Genomic DNA, 18,587 nt, shown 5'->3' on the forward strand with positions numbered 1-18,587 from the left:
AGCATCGCCACCGACGCCAAGGGCGTCATTCAGATCTTCAACGTCGGCGCCGAGCGGATGCTCGGCTACACCGCCGCCGACGTCATGAACAAGATCACGCCGGCTGACATCTCCGATCCGCCGGAGCTGATCGCGCGCGCCAAGGCCTTGAGCGTCGAGTTTGCGACCCCGATCACGCCGGGCTTCGAGGCCCTGGTGTTCAAGGCTTCGCGCGGGATCGAGGATATCTATGAGCTGACCTATATCCGCAAGGACGGCAGCCGGTTCGGAGCGGTGGTGTCGGTGACGGCGCTGCGCGATGCGCAGGACGTCATCATCGGCTATTTGCTGATCGGTACCGACAACACCGCGCGCCAGCAGGCGGAAGAGGCGCTGCTCAAGGCGGGGGCGCTGCAGAGCGCGATCTTCAACAGCGCCAACTTCTCCAGCATCGCCACCGACGCCAAGGGCGTCATTCAGATTTTCAACGTCGGCGCCGAGCGGATGCTCGGCTACACCGCTGCCGAAGTGATGAACAAGATCACGCCGGCCGACATCTCCGATCCGCAGGAGTTGATCGCGCGCGCCAAGGCGCTGAGCGTCGAACTCGGAACCCCGATCACGCCGGGTTTCGAGGCTCTGGTGTTCAAGGCCTCGCGCGGGATCGAGGATATCTACGAGCTGACCTATATCCGCAAGGATGGCAGCCGGTTCCCGGCGGTGGTGTCGGTCACGGCGCTGCGCGATGCGCAGGACGCCATCATCGGCTATCTGCTGATTGGCACCGAGCTCAAGGCGGGGGCGTTGCAGAGCGCGATCTTCAACAGCGCCAACTTCTCCAGCATTGCCACCGACGCCAAGGGCGTCATACAGATCTTCAATGTCGGCGCCGAGCGGATGCTCGGTTACACCGCTGCCGAAGTGATGAACAAGATCACGCCGGCCGACATCTCCGATCCGCAGGAGTTGATCGCACGCGCCAAGGCGCTGAGCGTCGAACTCGGCACCACGATTGCGCCGGGGTTCGAGGCCCTGGTGTTCAAGGCCTCGCGCGGGATCGAGGACATCTACGAGCTGACCTATATCCGCAAGGATGGCAGCCGGTTCCCCGCAGTGGTGTCGGTCACGGCGCTGCGCGACGCACAGGACGCCATCATCGGTTATCTGCTGATTGGCACCGAGCTCAAGGCGGGGGCGCTGCAGAGCGCAATCTTCAACAGCGCCAATTTCTCCAGCATCGCCACCGACGCCAAGGGAGTCATTCAGATCTTCAACGTCGGCGCCGAGCGGATGCTTGGTTACGCCGCCGCCGACGTGATGAACAAGATCACGCCGGCTGACATTTCCGATCCGCCGGAGCTGATCGCGCGCGCCAAGGCCTTGAGCGTCGAGTTCGCGACCCCGATCACGCCGGGCTTCGAGGCTCTGGTGTTCAAGGCCTCGCGCGGGATCGAGGACATCTACGAGCTGACCTATATCCGCAAGGATGGCAGCCGGTTCCCTGCGGTGGTGTCGGTCACGGCGCTGCGCGACGCGCAGGGCACCATCATCGGTTATCTGCTGATAGGCACCGACAACACCGCGCGCAAGCTGGTCGAGGAAGAGCAAAAAAAGTCCGATCAACGCCTGCGCGACCAGCAATTCTACACCCGCTCGCTGATCGAATCCAACATCGACGCGATCATGACCACCGATCCGTCCGGCATCATCACCGACGTCAACAAGCAGATGGAGGCGCTTACCGGCTGCACGCGCGATGAGTTGATCGGTGCGCCGTTCAAGGGATATTTCACCGATCCGGAGCGAGCCGAGGCGGCGATCAAGCGCGTGCTGAGCGAAAAGTCGGTCACCGACTACGAACTGACGGCGCGCGCGCGCGACGGCAAGCAGACGGTAGTGTCCTACAATGCGACCACCTTTTACGACCGGAACCGTACGCTGCAGGGCGTTTTCGCCGCGGCGCGCGACGTCACGGAGCGCAAGCGTGTGGAGGCCGAACTGCAGCAGGCCAAGGCCGCCGCCGAGAGCGCGAGCCGGACCAAATCGGATTTTCTCGCGAGCATGAGTCATGAGATCCGGACGCCGATGAATGCGATCATGGGCATCGCCGATCTGCTCGCGAAGACGGCGCTCTCGCCGGAGCAGGACAAGTATGTGCAGATATTTCGCCGCGCCGGCGACAACCTGCTGAATCTCATCAACGACATCCTGGATCTCTCCAAGGTCGAAGCCTCACAGCTGGAGCTAGAGCGGACCGGCTTCTCGCTGAACGACCATTTGGAGAAGGTGACGGAGATGGTGGCGGCCCGGGCCGATGAAAAGGGGCTCTCCCTTGTCTGCGAGATCGCTCCGGATGTGCCCACCGACCTGGTTGGTGATCCGACACGGCTGCGGCAGGTGCTGCTCAACTTGATCGGAAACGCGATCAAGTTCACGCAATCCGGCGGTGTGTCGCTGCGGGTCGCACCGGATGCGGATTCGTCCATTCCGACCGCATTGCGGTTCACCGTCTCGGACACCGGCATCGGTATTCCGGACGAGAAATTGGCGCGGGTGTTTGAACGCTTCACGCAAGCTGACTCGTCCACCACGCGCAGGTTCGGGGGCTCGGGGTTGGGGCTCACGATTTCGAAGCGGCTGGTGGAACTGATGGGTGGGCGTATCTGGGTCGAAAGTGAGGTCGGGAAAGGCAGCGTGTTTGCTTTTGCCGTGCCATTCGAGATCTCGGCGACGGTTCACCGGCCGACGGTGGCGCCGATCGGGACGGGTCCGGAGCCGGCGCTGCCGGCGCTGCATATTCTTCTGGTCGAGGACTCCCCCGACAACCGAACCATCACGATGGCCTATCTGGAGGACACGCCGTACCAGGTCGAAATTGCCGAAAATGGGGCCATCGCCTGCAAAAAGTTTACAGCGGGAAACTATGACCTTGTCCTGATGGACCGGCAAATGCCGGTCATGGATGGCCTGACGGCGACGCGGGCGATTCGCGCGTGGGAACAAGCGAACGATCGGCCGCCCACGCCGATCATCGCACTGACGGCCGCCGCCTTGAAGGGGGATCGAGAAAAGTGTCTGGCAGCCGGATGCACGGCTTTCCTGACAAAACCGATCAAACAGGACGTGCTGCTGCAAGCGATCAAGGAGCACTCCCGGGTCGCGCTTACGCCATCGGAAGCGGAAGAAAGCCGGTTGGATCCGATCCTCCTGCGCGTGAAACCAACATTGGCAAACCGGATCCCTGCGTATCTGCTGAACTGCAGGCAGAACGTCGTGGTGATGCTGGACGCTTTGGATCGGGTCGACTTTGAGACCGTGACGAGTCTGGGGCACCAGATGAGGGGTTCCGGGGGCGCCTTCGGATTTCAGGCCATCACAGACATCGGCGCCGCGCTTCAGCAGGCTGGCGAGAGCGCCGACAGCGATGTGTCGCGCAAGTGGGTGGGGGAATTGTCCAACTTTCTGGACGGTATCGGCACCGATGTCCGCGTTGGGCCATAGGCGTAGATCGGCTTGCGCCGGTGGCACCGGCTGCAGGCGGCCGGCTCAACCGGCCTGTTCGAGCCGCGTATCGATCTCCTGCCTGAGCGAGACGAAGTCGATCGGCTTGGTCAACAGCCCGCTCGCGCCGCTTTCGATCGCCTTGCGTTTGGTTTCGGGATCGCCGTAGGCGGTGATCATGATGACGGGCACGTCGGGCCGCATTGCCCTGACCTTGGGCAGCATTTCGAGGCCGGTCATGCCGGGCATGTTGATGTCCGAAAGGATCAGGATCAGCGACTGCTCGATGGTGTCGGCAATGCGCGCCAGCGCGTCCGCCGCCGAAATCGCAAAATCCATCACGAAACGCTGCGCGCGCAGATCGCGCCGGAACTGCTGGCGGAACAGCGCCTCGACGTCGGGCTCATCGTCGACCACTAGAACCAGAACGCTCACGTCTGACCTCACTCCTTGTCTGAAAATCTGCTTGTCCGCGGCAGGACGATCCTGAATTCGGTGAACGCTCCGGGCTCCGTCTCGACGTCGATCCTGCCACCGTGTTGTTTCACGATGATGTCGTGGCTCATCGAGAGGCCGAGCCCGGTCCCTTCACCGGCCGGCTTGGTCGTAAAGAACGGGTTGAACATCTTTTCCTTCACCTCCGGCGGGATTCCGGTGCCGTTGTCGCGGATGCGGATTTCCACGGTGTCGCCGAGATTGCGCGTGGCTGCGGTCACCACCGGCTCGAAGCCGGAACCGCCATTCTCCGTCATGCGCTTGGTGACGGCATAAAATCCGTTCGCGATCAAATTCAGGAAGACGCGGGTGATCTCCTGTGGAAACAATTCGATCGTGCCCGCCATCTCGTCGAAGTCGCGCTGCAGGGTCACGTTGAATTGCGGCTTCTCGGCGCGGGCGCCGTGATAGGCGAGGTTGAGACTCTCATCCAGCAGCGCGTTGATATCGGCGGGCCGGTGCTCGCCGGAACCTTCGCGCGAATGCAGCAGCATATTCTTGACAATGGAGTCGGCGCGCTTGCCGTGCTGGACCACCCGTTCGAGATTGTCCTTCAGCATGCGCGTCAGTTCGTCGACTTCCTCCCGCATCTTGCCGGTGAGCGAAGCGGACCCGAGCAGATCATTGAGTTCGTCGGTCAGCTCCGCCGAAAGTGCTGCAAAGTTGTTGACAAAATTGAGCGGGTTCTTGATCTCGTGCGCGATGCCCGCGGTGAGCTGGCCGAGCGAAGCGAGCTTTTCGGTCTGCACCAGGCGGTCCTGGGCGGTGCGCAAATCGTCGAGGGAAGCGGCGAGCTCCTTGGTGCGCGCCTGCACCTCGTCGAATAGACGCACGTTGCCGATCGCGATCACCGCCTGGTCGGCAAAGGTCTGCAACAACGCGATTTGCTTGTCGCTGAATGGCTGAACCTCTGTGCGGCGCAGCAGGATCGTTCCGATGCTCTCATTCTCGCGCAGCAGGGGTACGCTCAAGATAGTGCGGATGCCAGGGGAGCCTGTGTGCCGCGATAATTCCATGCTCTCGGGGAACTCGGCGCCTTCGCTTGACAGCATGTCATGCACATGGATATGCCTCTGATCCACGAACGCCCGTCCGGCGGTCCAGTCGCGACTGATCGGCCATTTTTCCAGATTGATTCCGATCGGACCGTGATGAGCGCTGAAGCGCAGGCTGTCACCGTCTTTGAGAAGCACGACGGCATCATAGGCCTCGCAAAGCTCGCAGGCGCTTTCGACAATGGCATTGAGCACCGGCCCGACATCGGTCGGCGAAGAGGCAATCACCCGGAGAATATTGCCGCTGCCGGTCTGGTAGGTCAGAGCCTCGGAAAGATCGTCGGTGCGCTGCCGGACTTGGTCGAAGAGGCGTACGTTTTCAATGGCGATTACGGCCTGGTCAGCAAAGGTGGTGAGGAGATCGATCTGTTTTGGCGTGAACGGCTCTACCCGTTGGCGCGCCAACACGATCGTTCCAATGGGTTCGTTCTCGCGAAGCAGCGGCACACATAGCGCGGTGTGCTGACGGGCAAGCGAAGTCGATTCTCGTAGCGTGTATTCCGGATCGGTGGCCGTATCGAGGATGTGCACGGTGCGTCGCTCAAGCACGGCGCGGCCGGTGAGGGTACCCCTATCCACGGTCAGCGGGTGATTCTTCAGAAAATCGATGTATTCGCTGGAATAGCCAACGGCGGCACCAGCGCGATAGACGGCGCCCTCGCGGCGCATGATGAAGGCCATCTCGGCGTCGCACAGGCGCGCGGCGGTGTGCACCAGCGTGTCGAGTACGGGCTGAAGATCGAAGGTCGAGCGGCTGATTGTCTTGAGCACATCACTGACCGCGGTCTGCTGCTGCAGCGATTCCGTGAGGTCGTTCGTCTTCGCCTGCACCTCGTCGAACAGCCGCACGTTCTCGATGGCGATCAGGGCCTGGTCGGCGAAGGTCCGAACCAGCTGGATATGTTGCTCGGCAAACTTCCCCGGCTCCTTTCGAGTGACGCTGATCATGCCGATCGGTGTGCCGTTGCTCATCAGCGGCGTGAACAACATGCTGCGATAGCCGCGCAATCGCGCCAATTCCCTGTTCAGGTTTGGCACGTCTTCCGCTTCGGTGTCGGTGAACTGTACCGTCTTTCCGTCGCGAACCAGCATGAACGGAGGAAACCTGGATATTGGACCGGGAAACGATGCTTTCAAGGCAGCGTCCGCCGTCGGGTTCGTCGGGGTGAAGGCCGCCAGATGAAGCTCATCGCCGGTAAAGCGCAATACCGCGGTCGAAAAGCCGCCGATCAGCCTGTTGGCGCTGGCTGCTATGGCCTCGAACACCGGCTGCACGTCCGACGGCGAACTAGCGATCACCTTCAGGATGTTGGCGGTAGCGGTCTGGCGCTCCAGCGTTTCCTTTGTCTCGTTGAACAGCCGGGCATTCTCGATGGCGATCACGGCCTGGTCGGCAAAACTTTGCTGGAGCGCAAGCTCCTCGCCCGTGAAGGGTATGGGCCGGTCGCGGAAGACGATGAGAGCGCCGATCGCGCGACCCTCGCGCCGCAGCGGCGTGCCGGCGATGACGCGGGTGCCTGCGGCGCGCGCCAGCGGCGGACCTGGCCAGTCGGCCATCGCGGCATCGACATTGTCCAGGTCGGGAATGTGAATCTGCCGGTTCTCGCTCACGACCGTGCCCGGGAGGTTAGGGCCTCCAATCCGTAGCTGTTCCGCGGATACTTTGGCGCCGATGCGTTTCGATCCGTCACCGACGCGGATGGTTTTTCCCCATTCGTTGCCGTCGGCGATCAGAACCGTGACGCTGGGAGCGTCGAACAGGCGGGCAGTGGTTTCCGCGATTTGCTGCAGCGACTGCTCGGCGTCGCCCGGCGCGCTGGCGATGGTGCGCAGGATTTCGGCGCCCGCCGTCTGGCGGTCCCGCGCGGCACGCAGCTCGGCCTGCAGCCGGACATTCTCCCGCTCGAGATCGGCCACCATGTCCGGGGAAAGCGTGGTCATTCACTCAATTCCGTTCGCGCCGGGCCTGTGGCGGCGCAGCACCCAACCAACACGCCGGTCCGGGCGCCGGGCTCACGGGTTGGCCGGCAAATCCGGCAGAAAAGCACCTGATTATTTCACCCCGGACGCACCCGGGCTAGCGCCATCTTTGGTCGCGGTTAAGCCGAAGGGCCGTCGAACTCAGGTCCCGGGTCTCGAAACCTCGGTTTCCTTGGAGGTGATGAATTCCAGCAGCACCGGGATGCCTTCCCGGGTCTTCTGGATGCCGCGCTTAATCGCCGGGATGATATCTTCCGGTTTCGTCACGCGCTCGCCATGGCCGCCGAAGGCCCGTGCCATGGCGGCGTAGTCGCCGGAGATATCGGTGGAACGATATTTCTCGGTCGAAATCGGCATCACTTTCAATTCGATCGCCATGCTGAAATTGTTCAGGAGAATGGACATGATCGGGATCCGCTCGCGCACCGCCGTCTCGAAATCCATGCCGGTAAAGCCGATCGCGGCATCGCCCCAGACGTTGACGCAGAGCTTTTCCGGTTTTGCGAGTTTGGCGCCCATGGCGAGCCCGAGCCCATAGCCGAGCTGGGTGGTCTTGCCCCATCCGATATAAGACAGCGGCTCGACCGCCTTCCAGAACGGCGACAACTGGTCGCGCGGACTGCCGGCATCATGGGTGATGATGGTGTTGTGGATGTCGACGGCGTGCTGCAGATCCCAGAGCACGCGATAGGGATTCAACGGCGCGTCGTTGCTGGTGAGCTTCGGCATCCATTTCGCCAGCCACTCCTGATGCGAGGCGGCGATCTCGGCGGCGACGGCGGACGCGTCGCGGTCAGACGTCACGCTCTTGCCGATCTCCTCCAGCAGCGCGTCGAGAACCAGGGAAGCGTCACCAACCAGCCCGATCTGGGCCTCGACATCCTTGTTGAGATGCGCGGGGTCCAGCGTCGAATGGATGATGGTCTTGCCCTTCGGCATGGCGATGCCGAACGACGTCTCCGTGAACGAGCAGCCGATGCCGAAGATCACGTCGGCCTGCTCCAGGAATTTCGGCACCGCGCGCGGGACCGCAAGCCCGCCTGAGCCGAGCGACAGCGGGTGCGTCTCCGGGAAGGACGATTTGCCGCCGAGGCTCGACGTGACGGGGATGGCGAGCCGTTCGGCGAGCCGCTTGAGCTGCGGCCATGCTTGCGCGTAATGTACGCCCTGGCCGGCATAGATCACCGGCCGCCTGGCCGAGATCAACAGCGCCGCCGCTTCCTTCACATGCACGGGATCGGCGCCGTAGCGGGTGCGCAGCACCGGGGTGTAGTTCAAGGGCTCCGGCACTTCCTCGTTCCACATGTCGGCCGGGATTTCCACGATGACCGGTCCGCCGCGGCCGTTTTTCAACTTGGTGAAGGCGCGGCGGAAGATGTTGCCGACTTCGGCGGCGAGGTTGATCGGCTCGGAAGACTTCGAAAATGCCTTCATCGCCTGGCTGGAATTGAAGTTCGGATCGATATTGGCCAACCGCCGCGCATAGCCCATCGGCAACACCAGCACCGGCACGGATTCGCCGTAGCATTGCGCCACGCCGCCCATGGCGTTTTCCGCGCCGGGGCCGTGCTGCATGCAGAACGCGCCGATGCTGCGCCCGGAGGTCACGCGGGAGATCGCGTCCGCCATGTGCAGGCCGATACGCTCCTGGCGCACCATCACGGGACGGATGTCGGCATTGGCTGCATATTCAATGAGGTGATTGACCGGATAGCCGCAGAGGATTTCGATTCCCTCGCGCCTCATGATTTCCGCGATCGCGGTACCGAGTTTCATGCCTATTCCTCCCGAACGCTTGCCGATGTTGGGCCCGGCCTTTGCGGGATAGTTGGAACAGGAATCCGTCGGTTGGTAAAGCGTATCCGCCACTGCTGCCGGAAGCCCTGATATGCATCATCCAGGCGCGTTGGCCTCAGGCGGATCCCTCCAGCGCGCGCCGCAGCCGGCGGATGATGACGCCGCGGGCGCGGTCATCGGCTGCGGCCCCTATCTGATCGTTGATGTCGAGCACCAGTTTCGACATCTCATTGTGCCAGTCGAGATGCGTTACCGCTTCGGGCGCAAGCCGGCGGCGGTGCGCGACATCCATGAGCGTGGGCGCGGGCGTCGAAAGCTCGTAAATGTCGTCCAGCAGCGGCTGAAACAGTTTCGCCGCCGGAATGACCCGCCCGGCGAGGCGCTCGGCCAGAGCTGCGATCGCGGCCTCTTCGCCGTGAACGAGGAATACGCCTTTTTCAATCGGGCGGCGCGCGGCGACCCATCCCGCGATTTCATTGCCATCGGCATGGCCTGAATATTCGTCGATCATGCGGATGCGCGCGGCTACCTTGATCTCCTCGCCCTGGATACGAACGGCCTTGGCGCCATCCTGGAGAAATCGGCCGAGGGTGCCGTTGGCCTGATAGCCGACCAGCAGCACGGTGGCGCGGTCGTTCCACAGCCAGCGTTTGAGATGATGCCGGATGCGGCCGGCGTCGCACATGCCGCTGGCGGCGATGATGATGTGAAAGCCAGTCAGCTTGGCGATCGATTTGCTCTCGTCGACGGTCTCGGTGAACCGCAGATGCGGCGAGTCGAACAGGCGGTTGACATCGATATCCCGATCGAGGCTCGCGGCATGTTTGCGGAACACCTCGGTGGCGTGAATTGCCAGCGGCGAATCGAGAAAAATCGGCGCCGCCGGCACTTCACCGCGCTCCATCAGGTCGACCAGATCGACGATCAGTTCCTGAGTGCGTTCGACCGCGAAGGCGGGGATGAGCAGGGCGCCCTTTGAGCTAGCGGCGTCGCGGACCTCGGCGGCGAGATGCTGACGGCGTTCTTCCGGCGTGGTTATCGCGCGAATCCGGTCGCCATAGGTCGATTCCGAAATCACGTAGTCGAAGCCCGCCGGTGCCTTCGGGTCGGGCTCGAGCAGTTTGGCGTCGGGGCCGACATCGCCCGACGCGAGCAGTCGCAGCGGCTTGCCGGAAGAACCTTCGCCGTCGAACTCGATTTCGATCGAGGCCGATCCGAGCAGGTGACCGGCGTTCCAGTAACGCGCGCGGACCCCCGGCATCACGTTGACCCAGGTCTCGTATTCGACCGGCTGGAATGACTGCAGCGAAGCAATCGCATCGGCCTGGGTGTAGATCGGGCTCACCTCGGACCGCCCACGCGCCGCATTGCGCCGGTTCAGCGCAACGACTTCCGATTCCTGGATGCTGCCGGCATCCGGCAGCATGTAGGAACAGAGGTCGATGGTTCCACGCGTCGCCAGAATCCTGCCACGGAAACCTTCGCGCACCAGCTTCGGCAGTAGCCCGCTATGGTCGATATGGGCATGCGTCAGCAGCACGCGATCGACCTCGGCGGGCCGGAACGGGAAGGCGTGATAGTTGAGCTCCTTCAGGGTCTTTTGCCCCTGGAACAGGCCGCAATCGATCAGGAAACGCCCGGACGGCGTTCCGACGAGGTAACACGAACCCGTCACCGTGTGCGCCGCGCCGCAAAATCGAACCGTCACGCTCATGTTGTCGTCTCCGGAAAAGTTGCGCCGTTTATTTCGCCTTGCAGCGCTGCGGCGAAGATATCGTCGAGCGGGATCGCATTGGTGGGATGCGGCACGCTGGATGTCGAGCGGATGGAACGAATGCCGGCCTTTGCAAAACCGACAGCCATGCCGGAGGGAAACAGCGCGTGGGTCACGACGGCGTCCACCGCCGTGGCGCCTGCCGCGATCAGCGCCCTGGCGCAGGTCATCAGGGTGCCGCCGGAGGAGACGATATCGTCGACCAGCAGCACCGGCCGGCCCGCGATCAACGCGGCCTCCGCAAAGCTGATTTCGACGGAGCGATCGCCGCGGCGAATCTTCTGCGCAACGATATGCGCCAGCCCGAGTTGGCCGGCGAGATCGCTCACCCAGGGCCGCGACTCCGCGTCTGGACCGGCCACGATGGTTGCGGGATCGATCCCGGTCAGGCGCAGCGCGCCGGCAATCGCCGGCATCGCCGACAGGTTGTCGGCCTCGATGCCGGGAAAGACCGCCTTGATGTCGGTGGTGCGATGAAGATGGGCGTCGACCGTGATCACGCGGTCCACTATTCCCGCGATCAGCCGGCCGACCGCCTTCTGGCTGATTGCTTCGCCTTCGCTGAAGGCTTTGTCCTGCCGCATGTAGCAAAGATAGGGCGCTACCAGTACCAAGCGCCTGGCGTCCGCCCGCCGCAACGCTTCGGCGGCGAACAGGAGGGCAATCAGCTTGTCATTCGGCTGATCGAGCGAGGCATAGATGATCGTGGTCGAGGCGGCATTCCCGACCGTCACCCGGACTTCCCCGTCGGGAAACCGGTGCAAGGCTATTTCCTGCGAGCCAACGCCAAGTCGACCCGCCAGCCGCCGCGCATCGGCGACACCGGATGGCAGGCACTGGATGGCGACCTTGTTCATGGCGTGACCTGGCCGCGTTTTTCGATCGCATAGCCGGTATCGATCTTCGCTCCGGCTGCCGCAAGATCTTGTTCCGATTGATCAAAGGCATAAACCCGGTACAGCGGTTCGCCGCTTTCGACGCGGTCGCCGATCTTCTTGAACAGTCTTATGCCGGCTCCCTTGTCGAGGGGCGCGCCCGCCGTCCGCGCCAGCCGGTTCAACTGCAGACAATCGATACCCGCGACGACGCCATCGCTTCCGGCCTTCACATCGAAAGTCATGTTGCCCAAATCGGTGCGGCAGCTCGCCGGCCCCTGCGCATCGATGATCCTTTGCATCTGCTTGAGCGCCGCCCCGCTATCGAGCAGCTCGCGGGCGCGGGCATAGCCCGTTCCGCCGCGCAGCTTCGGATCGTATTCCAGCAGATGCGCGGCGAGCCGCAGCGACTTTTCGCGCAGGTCCCTCGGCGCGGCGGGGTCGTTGGCCAGAACAGCCATCACGTCCTCGGCTTCGAGCACCGGACCGATACCGTTGCCGATCGGCTGGCGGCCGTCCGTAATGATCACCTCCACCGCGATGCCGAAGCGATCGCCGACGAACTCGAACAGCTTGCGCAGCCTCATGGCTTCCGTGCCATTGGTGAGCTTGGCGGTCGGGCCGACCGGCAGATCGATCAGCAGATGGGTCGAACCGGCGGCGAGTTTCTTGGACATGATCGAGGCCACCATCTGCTCGCGCGTATCGAGGCTGAGCGGGCGCTCCACGGAGATCAGGATATCGTCGGCCGGCGACAGGTTGACGTGGCCGCCCCAGATCAAACAGCCATTGCAGGCCGCGACGATGGCCTTCATCTCGTCGACGCCGACGTTGACGCGCGCCAATACTTCCATCGTGTCCGCGGTGCCGGCCGGAGACGTAATGGCCCGCGAAGAAGTCTTCGGGATGGTGAGCCCGTGCGCCGCAACGATCGGCACCACGATCATCGACGTCCGATTCCCGGGGATTCCGCCGATGCAGTGCTTGTCGACGACGATCGGGTCGGCCCATTTCAGCTGCGTTCCCGCCTCGGCCATCGCGCGGGTGAGGGCGATCAGCTCGTCGCTCGTCATGAAACTGGCGGAGCTAATCAGGAAGGCGGCAATCTCCATGTCGGAGTACCGGTAGTGGGTAAGATCGTTGACGATGGCAGTGATCTCCCGAGCGCTCAGGGTCTGGCCGCGGATTTTGGCGCGTACCGCTTCGAGACTCTCCGGGGGCGTCGCCGGCGTGACCGTCACGAGGTGACCGGCAGGTTCGGCGAAGCGCCGGAATGCCGGTTCGGAAAGGCCGATTTCGTGGGGCCCCACCAGGGCGTCGTCATCCGTGATGAGAAGGGTGGCGAGCAGCACCTTTGAATCCCGGCGGAGTTCGACCCGGCTGAATCCTCGAAAGATCTCCGCGCGGAGCGCCTTCGACTGCCGCGAAATGACCACGACGTTCTCGCGTCCGGTATCGAGATTGACGCTTCGAATTTGGAGTTGCGGACGGAATGTGTCGACGGAGTTCATTGGCCAAGCCGGCGGCTGAGGGACATTGAACCCTCTTAGGAGGTTCTCGCGCCGGCTCCCTTGACCCAAATCATGATTTTGGCCTCTAGCCCGCGCCGAGGCGATGAAATATCGGCGAGCTGGAGCTGGAGGCAGACGCAGGGGCCGGGACGCGACCGCTACTCTCGCGCGTCGGCATCGCGGTTGAACACGGCGGCCATCAAACCGAGAAGGTATTTCTTCGTGAGGTTATCGGATTTTGCCAGCGACGCGACAGCGCGCTGCTCGTCGAGCGCGTCGGAGACGATACCGATGTAGTTCTTTTTCAATTCCCGCTGCTGCGCTGGCATGTTGGCAAACTCGAGGGGCCGCCGATCGAGCCACCTTGTTGGGTCAATCCGGAATCGAAGGTTAATTTTTCATACCGTAGAAACACCGGCGCGGCGGAATGTGGGCCTTCGTGAGGGCCATGCGCGCCGACCGGAAATACCGACCCTGGCCTTAACCGACCGTTCAGCGCGTCTATGAACACCGCGGCAACCAATCCAACCTAGATTGCGCCCTTTAGCGTCGGCACGGGGTGCATCCCGAGGCAAGCGTAAACGGGAGTTTTGAATGCGGCAGCTGTTTTCAAGATTCCTGGCCGATCAATCCGGCGCGACGGCCATCGAGTATTGCCTGATCGCGGTCGGGCTGAGCATCGTGATCATCACTGCCGTCAATGGCATCGGATCCACCCTCAACACGAGGTTCACCTCCGTGAATTCGTCGCTGAAATAGCGCCGGGTGGGAAGAGGTCGTGGTCATCGCGCCCGGCCATCGCCGTTCAGCGCCCGCATCACTCCGATCCGCGCGAACATCAGCCAGCCGCCGCCGGTCTCCGCGGCGTTGATCAGGTTTTCGACCGCGATCTGCCAGCGCTCTTGTTGCTGGACGTGTTCCGGCATTTCCATGATGTAGTCGGCGGCTTGCTGCAGCGTCACAAGCCTGCGGCCCCCGCGCAAGCGTATCGGGTCATCGAACGGCGTCGACCACGGCATCTCACGCTTCGCCCATGATGTGCGCGCGCCGCCGCAACGGCTGCTGCACTATCCGGCCTTCTTCGAGCGGGCCGCCGGCGTGCGCGCCGGCTTTTCCGCCTTCTTCGACTCCTGAACCCTTGGCTCTTCCTTGGCGCGCTTGCCGCTGATCGGCAGCAGCATCTCGCGCTGGCCGGAAGCGGCCTTGCGCGGCTTCTTGCCTCTTGTCTTGGCGGCAGGCGGGGCCTGCCGCTCGCTGGCGAGGCTCTTCTTCAGCGCGTCCATCAGATTGATGACATTGCCGGCGGTCTTCGGCGCGGCTTTCGCGGTCAGGCGAACGCCGCTGCGTTTCCTGTTGATGAGATCGATCAGCGCGGATTCATAGTGATCCTCGAACTTTTCGGGCTCGAATGCGCCGGATTTCTTCTCGACGATATGCTTGGCGAGATCCAGCATATCCTTGGTGACCTTCACGTCCTGAATGTCGTCGAAATAATCCTTCTCGCTGCGTACCTCGTAGGGGTAGCGCAACAGCGTTCCCATCAGGCCCTTGCCGAGCGGATCCAGCGCGATGATGTGCTCGCGGTTAGTCAGCACCACGCGGCCGATCGCGACCTTGTTCATGCTGCGGATGGTTTCGCGGATCACCGCGAAGGCGTCATGGCCGACCTTGCCGTCGGGCACGAGATAATAGGGGCGGATCAGATAGCGGCTGTCGATGTCGGTCCTGGGTACGAACTCGTCGATCTCGATGGTGTGCGTCGATTCCAGCGCGATATCGTCGAGTTCGTCCTTCGACACCTCGATATAGGTGTCGGTATCGACCTTGTAGCCCTTCACGATGTCATCGGAAGCGACTTCCTCCCCGGTGTCGGCATCGACCTTGGCGTATTTGATGCGGTGGCCGGTCTTGCGGTTGATCTGGTTGAAGCTGACCTTTTCGCTGTCCGACGTCGCCGGGTAAAGGGCAACCGGGCAGGTCACGAGCGAAAGGCGCAGGAAGCCTTTCCAGTTGGCGCGGGGGGCCATGGGATACTCCAAAACGCAACAGACGACCCGCAAGGATACCACCGAGGGACCGGCTTTCAAAGCGACGAGGCAGGGAAACTCGCGACGGAGTTAACCCTGGCTGGAACGGGTGAGGGACGAGGCAGACCGGCGCCGCAGCAGCTCCCGGGTCGGCGCGTTCGGGGAACCGCAGGCCGCCGAAACCCGGAACATCGCCGGAGATCACGCGTTGCAATCGGTATGTAACGCCGAAAGGACTGCGTTCTCCGGCGACGATTCAAGGAACGGCACCATGGCAACCAGACGGCATCAGCAGATCATCGAAACCCCGACCGAAGCTCGCCAGGCCGAGCCGGGGCCGTCGGTACTTGCGCTACTCGCGATCTCTACCGGGCTGGCCATACTCATCCTCGGCGTCGTCTGGTTCGTGTTCTTCCGGACTTAACGAGGCAGGCAAGGCTGATCGCGGCAAGGCGGGCACAGCCAACTGGAAAAAGCTGCGGCAGAACGGTTGGCGGATTGATGGCGGACATCGATTGTATTAGGACCCCGCCATGCCCGCCGGGAATGCAGCCGCCCCATGAGCCTGACTTACGTCATTCCCGACATCCACGGCCGCTACGATCTGCTCAGCGCTGCACTTGCCGAGATAACCGAGCGTCCGGGCGGCGAGGCGGGCGCGATCGTCACCATCGGCGACTACGTTGACAAAGGCCCGGACAGCAAAGGGGTCATTGAGCGACTGCTGGCAGGCGTCGACGCGGGCTGGAATTTGGTGACGCTGAAGGGCAACCACGACGCCCTGATGGTTGAGGCGCTACGCGATCCTTCGAAAATGGCGGCGTGGCTGGGGAAGGGCGGGGACGCAGCGCTGGCCTCTTACGGCGGCGAGCCGGCCGCGGTGCCGCCTGCCCATATCGACTGGCTCGAGCGACTGCGGCTGCTGCATGTCGACGCCCATCGCGTCTACGTTCACGCCGGCGTCGATCCCGGCATTCCCCTCGGTCAGCAGAGCGAAGCGACACTGCTGTGCAAACGCTATCCGAAAGAATTTTCTGCCGGCTTCGGTACGCTGCACGTCGTCCATGGGCACGACAATCACCCCGAAGGCCCGCTGCTGTACGAAGGTCGCACCAATCTGGACACGCTCGCGTGGCGAACGGGACGGCTGACGGTCGGGGTTTTCGATGATGACAGACCGGGCGGGCCGATCGATTTTATCGTGGTCATGGGAGCGCCGGCTGGACGTTGACGCGCCGGCGGAGGGACCGCTTTTGGGTATGGCTCGCAACAAGCTCAGGTCATTCTGCCGCCATCTCCCGTGGCAATTGACGAATAATCGTCGGCTGCCGGGAGCAGCGCCTGGTTGGAGCTCTACAGCGAGCATAACCGGGCCTAAGAACCAGTTGATGGTTGAAATCGCCGCGGATCGGTCTCGGAAATTTAACCTTTGTTAACTAAGTTGGAGTGACCTGAGCAAGATTGCGCCGATGGCTGCGGCTTGGACCGGACATACCCGATGTTTCAGCTTTTTCTGCGGGCGCGCGCCCATAATTATTTCAAGCCCTTCCTTCGCGGTCATGAGTTTAAGGCCCGCTCCGCCGACCGCGACGCCGAGACCGACAGGTCGCGCGTCAACTCCATTCTGGAGGTCATCGAAAACGCACTCCATGCCGCTGAGCAGGAACAGTCAGGGCTCAAACGGCGGGTCGAAGACGTGCTGGCGCGCGCCGCCGTCACGTTAGGAGATGGTACTGACGAATATTTGGAGCGCGAACCGCTCGATAGCCACCATCAAGACTTGTTCAGCGCCGAGATTTCAAATGGCCAGCGCCGCCTCACGGAACTCGCCACCACGATCACGCATTTCAAGTTCCTGAAGGCAGCAACGCTGAGCAGGTTTCCGGACTACAAGCCAACTGCACCGAACAACCAAATCTAAACGGACGAAATATCCGTTACGTCTTCTCAATTCAGCTGCGGTCCCACTTCCGTCACGGCATCGAGCTCGCTTATGTAGCGTCGTCGGCCAAGCTTATCTTTAACAAACAACAATCAGTGTGGAACCCGTGCAAGCTCACTGCGCCTTGACCGAGATCATCGTGCTGGCACTTGGTCGGGGCTGAACGTGGCCTTCGTCGCGCGACGGAAAATCATAGGTTAGCCGGAGCGCCTGACTTGGGTCTGCAACACGATCTCTGCCAGCTGACCGATGCCGATACCGCACATGCCGCCCGCCGCTTTGACCAGCGCATCGAGCAGGCGGGCATGACGGTCGGGAGTCAGCAGCTGCAGAGCCTCCAGCCCAAATGCGCTGATCAATATGATGGCCGCAACCAGAAGAACGCGCCTGGGGTTGGCCAGACCGAACGCCAACCCGACAACGGCAAATGCGGCGAAATGTTCTAACTGCGCGCCTGCGATGACCGGACGGTCATCGATTGGAGACAACGTCGCGTATGCGATGAAGGCGAGAGCAAGCCAGCCTGCAATAGTGGAGATCCTTTGAACCATCGCCGGTAGATAGGCCACAAAGCTTCTGATCTCAACCTGTTCGACGTCGCGTAAAGTGGCTCTAGGGAGTGATTGGTTGAAGATCGTTAACCTCGGGGGTGCTCGCCCGAATGCGGTGGCTCCGTGGCCTCGAACCGAGTCGCGGGCATGCCGGTGCGGCCATTTGGGGCTTCCGATCCGGCATGGTAGGCGTGTAAGGCGCGGTGCGGGGTACCCGGAGACGGGGGCAAATATGCTCATGACGAAAAAGTAACATTGCGTTTGTGCCCCGTTCATGGCCCGTTCACGCCCGCAAGGCTCAACTTGAAGGTGGAATTCGTGGAGCTCACATGCGGAGGCCAGCGTGCGCCTGCTCGTCGTTGAAGATGATCCCGATCTCAATCGTCAGCTCACCACGGCGCTGAGCGACGCCGGCTACGTGGTCGACCGCGCCTTCGACGGCGAGGAAGGGCACTATCTCGGCGACAGCGAGCCCTACGACGCGGTGGTGCTCGATATCGGCCTGCCCAAGATGGACGGCATTTCGGTGCTGGAGGCATGGCGCCGGAACGGGCGCACCATGCCGGTCCTGATCCTTACCGCGCGCGACCGCTGGAGCGACAAGGTGCAGGGTTTCGACGCCGGCGCCGACGACTACGTCGCCAAACCGTTTCATCTCGAGGAAGTCCTGGCCCGGATTCGCGCGCTGTTGCGCCGCTCCACCGGCCACGCCCAGTCCGAGCTGACCTGCGGGCCGGTCTCGCTGGACACCCGCACCGGCCGGGTCAGCGTATCCGGCAATCCTATCAAGATGACCTCGCACGAGTACCGCCTGCTGGCCTATCTCATGCACCATAGCGGGCGCGTGGTGTCGCGCACCGAACTGGTCGAGCATCTCTACGATCAGGACTTCGACCGCGACTCCAACACCATCGAGGTGTTCGTCGGGCGCATCCGCAAGAAGCTCGATGTTGACATCATCCAGACGGTGCGGGGGCTCGGCTACCTGCTGACGCCACCGTCGCCCCCAAGCTGATCAGCAGCCGATCAAGGGTGTTGATCGGGCGGCCTTCTTGCTCTTTTGTGCGGGCATGATCTCATCAGGCCAGCGGCATCCATCC

16 protein-coding genes are annotated in these 18,587 nt (G+C 62.6%); 6 read left to right on the top strand and 10 right to left on the bottom strand.

All coding sequences use genetic code 11. The annotated features are described in order from the left end of the window. Nucleotides 1-3,480, top strand: a 3,480-nt coding sequence (locus tag QZ213_RS02740) for a PAS domain-containing sensor histidine kinase (RefSeq protein WP_291684512.1), incomplete at its 5' end; no start/stop codon positions are given. 45 nt (nt 3,481-3,525) lie between these two features. Here QZ213_RS02740 and QZ213_RS02745 read toward each other — a convergent pair. The 7 genes from QZ213_RS02745 to QZ213_RS02775 all read right to left on the bottom strand — a co-directional run bounded on the left by QZ213_RS02745 (nt 3,526) and on the right by QZ213_RS02775 (nt 13,296). Further along, entirely contained in the window at nt 3,526-3,915 is a 390-nt protein-coding gene (locus QZ213_RS02745; protein ID WP_291684513.1) for a response regulator, read from the bottom strand. Between the two features lie 8 nt (nt 3,916-3,923). Next, on the bottom strand, nt 3,924-6,971 hold the full coding sequence (locus QZ213_RS02750) for a GAF domain-containing protein (protein ID WP_291684514.1): 3,048 nt from the start codon (nt 6,969-6,971) through the stop codon (nt 3,924-3,926). Between the two features lie 180 nt (nt 6,972-7,151). Then, a complete protein-coding gene (locus QZ213_RS02755) occupies nt 7,152-8,786 on the bottom strand; it encodes a thiamine pyrophosphate-requiring protein (protein WP_291684515.1) in 1,635 nt (544 codons plus the stop codon). A 136-nt stretch (nt 8,787-8,922) separates the two neighbouring features. Continuing rightward, nucleotides 8,923-10,521 (bottom strand): MBL fold metallo-hydrolase, encoded by a 1,599-nt coding sequence (locus tag QZ213_RS02760; RefSeq protein WP_291684516.1) that lies wholly within the window; start codon nt 10,519-10,521, stop codon nt 8,923-8,925. Further along, entirely contained in the window at nt 10,518-11,438 is a 921-nt protein-coding gene (locus QZ213_RS02765; protein ID WP_291684517.1) for a ribose-phosphate pyrophosphokinase, read from the bottom strand. Before QZ213_RS02765 ends, QZ213_RS02760 begins: the two co-directional genes overlap by 4 nt. After that, nucleotides 11,435-12,967 (bottom strand): thymidine phosphorylase family protein, encoded by a 1,533-nt coding sequence (locus tag QZ213_RS02770; RefSeq protein WP_291684518.1) that lies wholly within the window; start codon nt 12,965-12,967, stop codon nt 11,435-11,437. Before QZ213_RS02770 ends, QZ213_RS02765 begins: the two co-directional genes overlap by 4 nt. A gap of 158 nt (nt 12,968-13,125) precedes the next feature. Further along, nucleotides 13,126-13,296: a hypothetical protein gene (locus tag QZ213_RS02775; protein ID WP_291684519.1), complete on the bottom strand. Its 171-nt coding sequence runs from the start codon at nt 13,294-13,296 to the stop codon at nt 13,126-13,128. Nucleotides 13,297-13,561: 265 nt separating this feature from the next. On the opposite strand from QZ213_RS02775, the gene QZ213_RS02780 reads away from it, so the two are divergent. Next, on the top strand, nt 13,562-13,726 hold the full coding sequence (locus tag QZ213_RS02780; RefSeq protein WP_291684520.1) for a Flp family type IVb pilin: 165 nt from the start codon (nt 13,562-13,564) through the stop codon (nt 13,724-13,726). Between the two features lie 23 nt (nt 13,727-13,749). Here QZ213_RS02780 and QZ213_RS02785 read toward each other — a convergent pair whose 3' ends face one another. Then, a complete protein-coding gene (locus QZ213_RS02785; protein ID WP_291684521.1) occupies nt 13,750-13,986 on the bottom strand; it encodes a hypothetical protein in 237 nt (78 codons plus the stop codon). Between the two features lie 48 nt (nt 13,987-14,034). Next, entirely contained in the window at nt 14,035-14,994 is a 960-nt protein-coding gene (locus QZ213_RS02790) for a Ku protein (RefSeq protein WP_291684522.1), read from the bottom strand. A gap of 271 nt (nt 14,995-15,265) precedes the next feature. Here QZ213_RS02790 and QZ213_RS02795 point away from each other — a divergent pair, with 271 nt between their 5' ends. The 3 genes from QZ213_RS02795 (at nt 15,266) to QZ213_RS02805 (ending at nt 16,915) form a co-directional block, all read left to right on the top strand. Further along, nucleotides 15,266-15,418: a hypothetical protein gene (locus QZ213_RS02795; RefSeq protein ID WP_291684523.1), complete on the top strand. Its 153-nt coding sequence runs from the start codon at nt 15,266-15,268 to the stop codon at nt 15,416-15,418. A 135-nt stretch (nt 15,419-15,553) separates the two neighbouring features. Beyond that, the gene (locus QZ213_RS02800) at nt 15,554-16,225 is read left to right on the top strand and encodes a metallophosphoesterase (RefSeq protein WP_291684524.1); all 672 of its coding nucleotides are present in this window, start codon (nt 15,554-15,556) and stop codon (nt 16,223-16,225) included. 267 nt (nt 16,226-16,492) lie between these two features. Further along, a complete protein-coding gene (locus tag QZ213_RS02805; RefSeq protein ID WP_291684525.1) occupies nt 16,493-16,915 on the top strand; it encodes a hypothetical protein in 423 nt (140 codons plus the stop codon). A gap of 218 nt (nt 16,916-17,133) precedes the next feature. Here the strand turns inward: QZ213_RS02805 and QZ213_RS02810 are convergent, their stop codons facing one another. Continuing rightward, the gene (locus tag QZ213_RS02810) at nt 17,134-17,505 is read right to left on the bottom strand and encodes a VanZ family protein (RefSeq protein ID WP_365884966.1); all 372 of its coding nucleotides are present in this window, start codon (nt 17,503-17,505) and stop codon (nt 17,134-17,136) included. 325 nt (nt 17,506-17,830) lie between these two features. Here QZ213_RS02810 and QZ213_RS02815 point away from each other — a divergent pair, with 325 nt between their 5' ends. Next, on the top strand, nt 17,831-18,502 hold the full coding sequence (locus QZ213_RS02815; protein WP_291684526.1) for a response regulator transcription factor: 672 nt from the start codon (nt 17,831-17,833) through the stop codon (nt 18,500-18,502). Nucleotides 18,503-18,587: the final 85 nt, after the last annotated feature.

The sequence above is a fragment of the Bradyrhizobium sp. genome (assembly GCF_017881085.1).
In the GTDB taxonomy this organism is placed as follows: domain Bacteria; phylum Pseudomonadota; class Alphaproteobacteria; order Rhizobiales; family Xanthobacteraceae; genus Bradyrhizobium.

Coding starts and splice junctions, on each gene's coding strand:
- QZ213_RS02795 (WP_291684523.1), top strand. CDS start 15,266: ATGGCAACCAGACGGCATCAGCAGATCATCGAAACCCCGACCGAAGCT.
- QZ213_RS02750 (WP_291684514.1), bottom strand. CDS start 6,971: ATGACCACGCTTTCCCCGGACATGGTGGCCGATCTCGAGCGGGAGAAT.
- QZ213_RS02755 (WP_291684515.1), bottom strand. CDS start 8,786: ATGAAACTCGGTACCGCGATCGCGGAAATCATGAGGCGCGAGGGAATC.
- QZ213_RS02780 (WP_291684520.1), top strand. CDS start 13,562: ATGCGGCAGCTGTTTTCAAGATTCCTGGCCGATCAATCCGGCGCGACG.
- QZ213_RS02775 (WP_291684519.1), bottom strand. CDS start 13,296: ATGCCAGCGCAGCAGCGGGAATTGAAAAAGAACTACATCGGTATCGTC.
- QZ213_RS02800 (WP_291684524.1), top strand. CDS start 15,554: ATGAGCCTGACTTACGTCATTCCCGACATCCACGGCCGCTACGATCTG.
- QZ213_RS02785 (WP_291684521.1), bottom strand. CDS start 13,986: ATGCCGTGGTCGACGCCGTTCGATGACCCGATACGCTTGCGCGGGGGC.
- QZ213_RS02765 (WP_291684517.1), bottom strand. CDS start 11,438: ATGAACAAGGTCGCCATCCAGTGCCTGCCATCCGGTGTCGCCGATGCG.
- QZ213_RS02770 (WP_291684518.1), bottom strand. CDS start 12,967: ATGAACTCCGTCGACACATTCCGTCCGCAACTCCAAATTCGAAGCGTC.
- QZ213_RS02805 (WP_291684525.1), top strand. CDS start 16,493: ATGTTTCAGCTTTTTCTGCGGGCGCGCGCCCATAATTATTTCAAGCCC.
- QZ213_RS02760 (WP_291684516.1), bottom strand. CDS start 10,521: ATGAGCGTGACGGTTCGATTTTGCGGCGCGGCGCACACGGTGACGGGT.
- QZ213_RS02790 (WP_291684522.1), bottom strand. CDS start 14,994: ATGGCCCCCCGCGCCAACTGGAAAGGCTTCCTGCGCCTTTCGCTCGTG.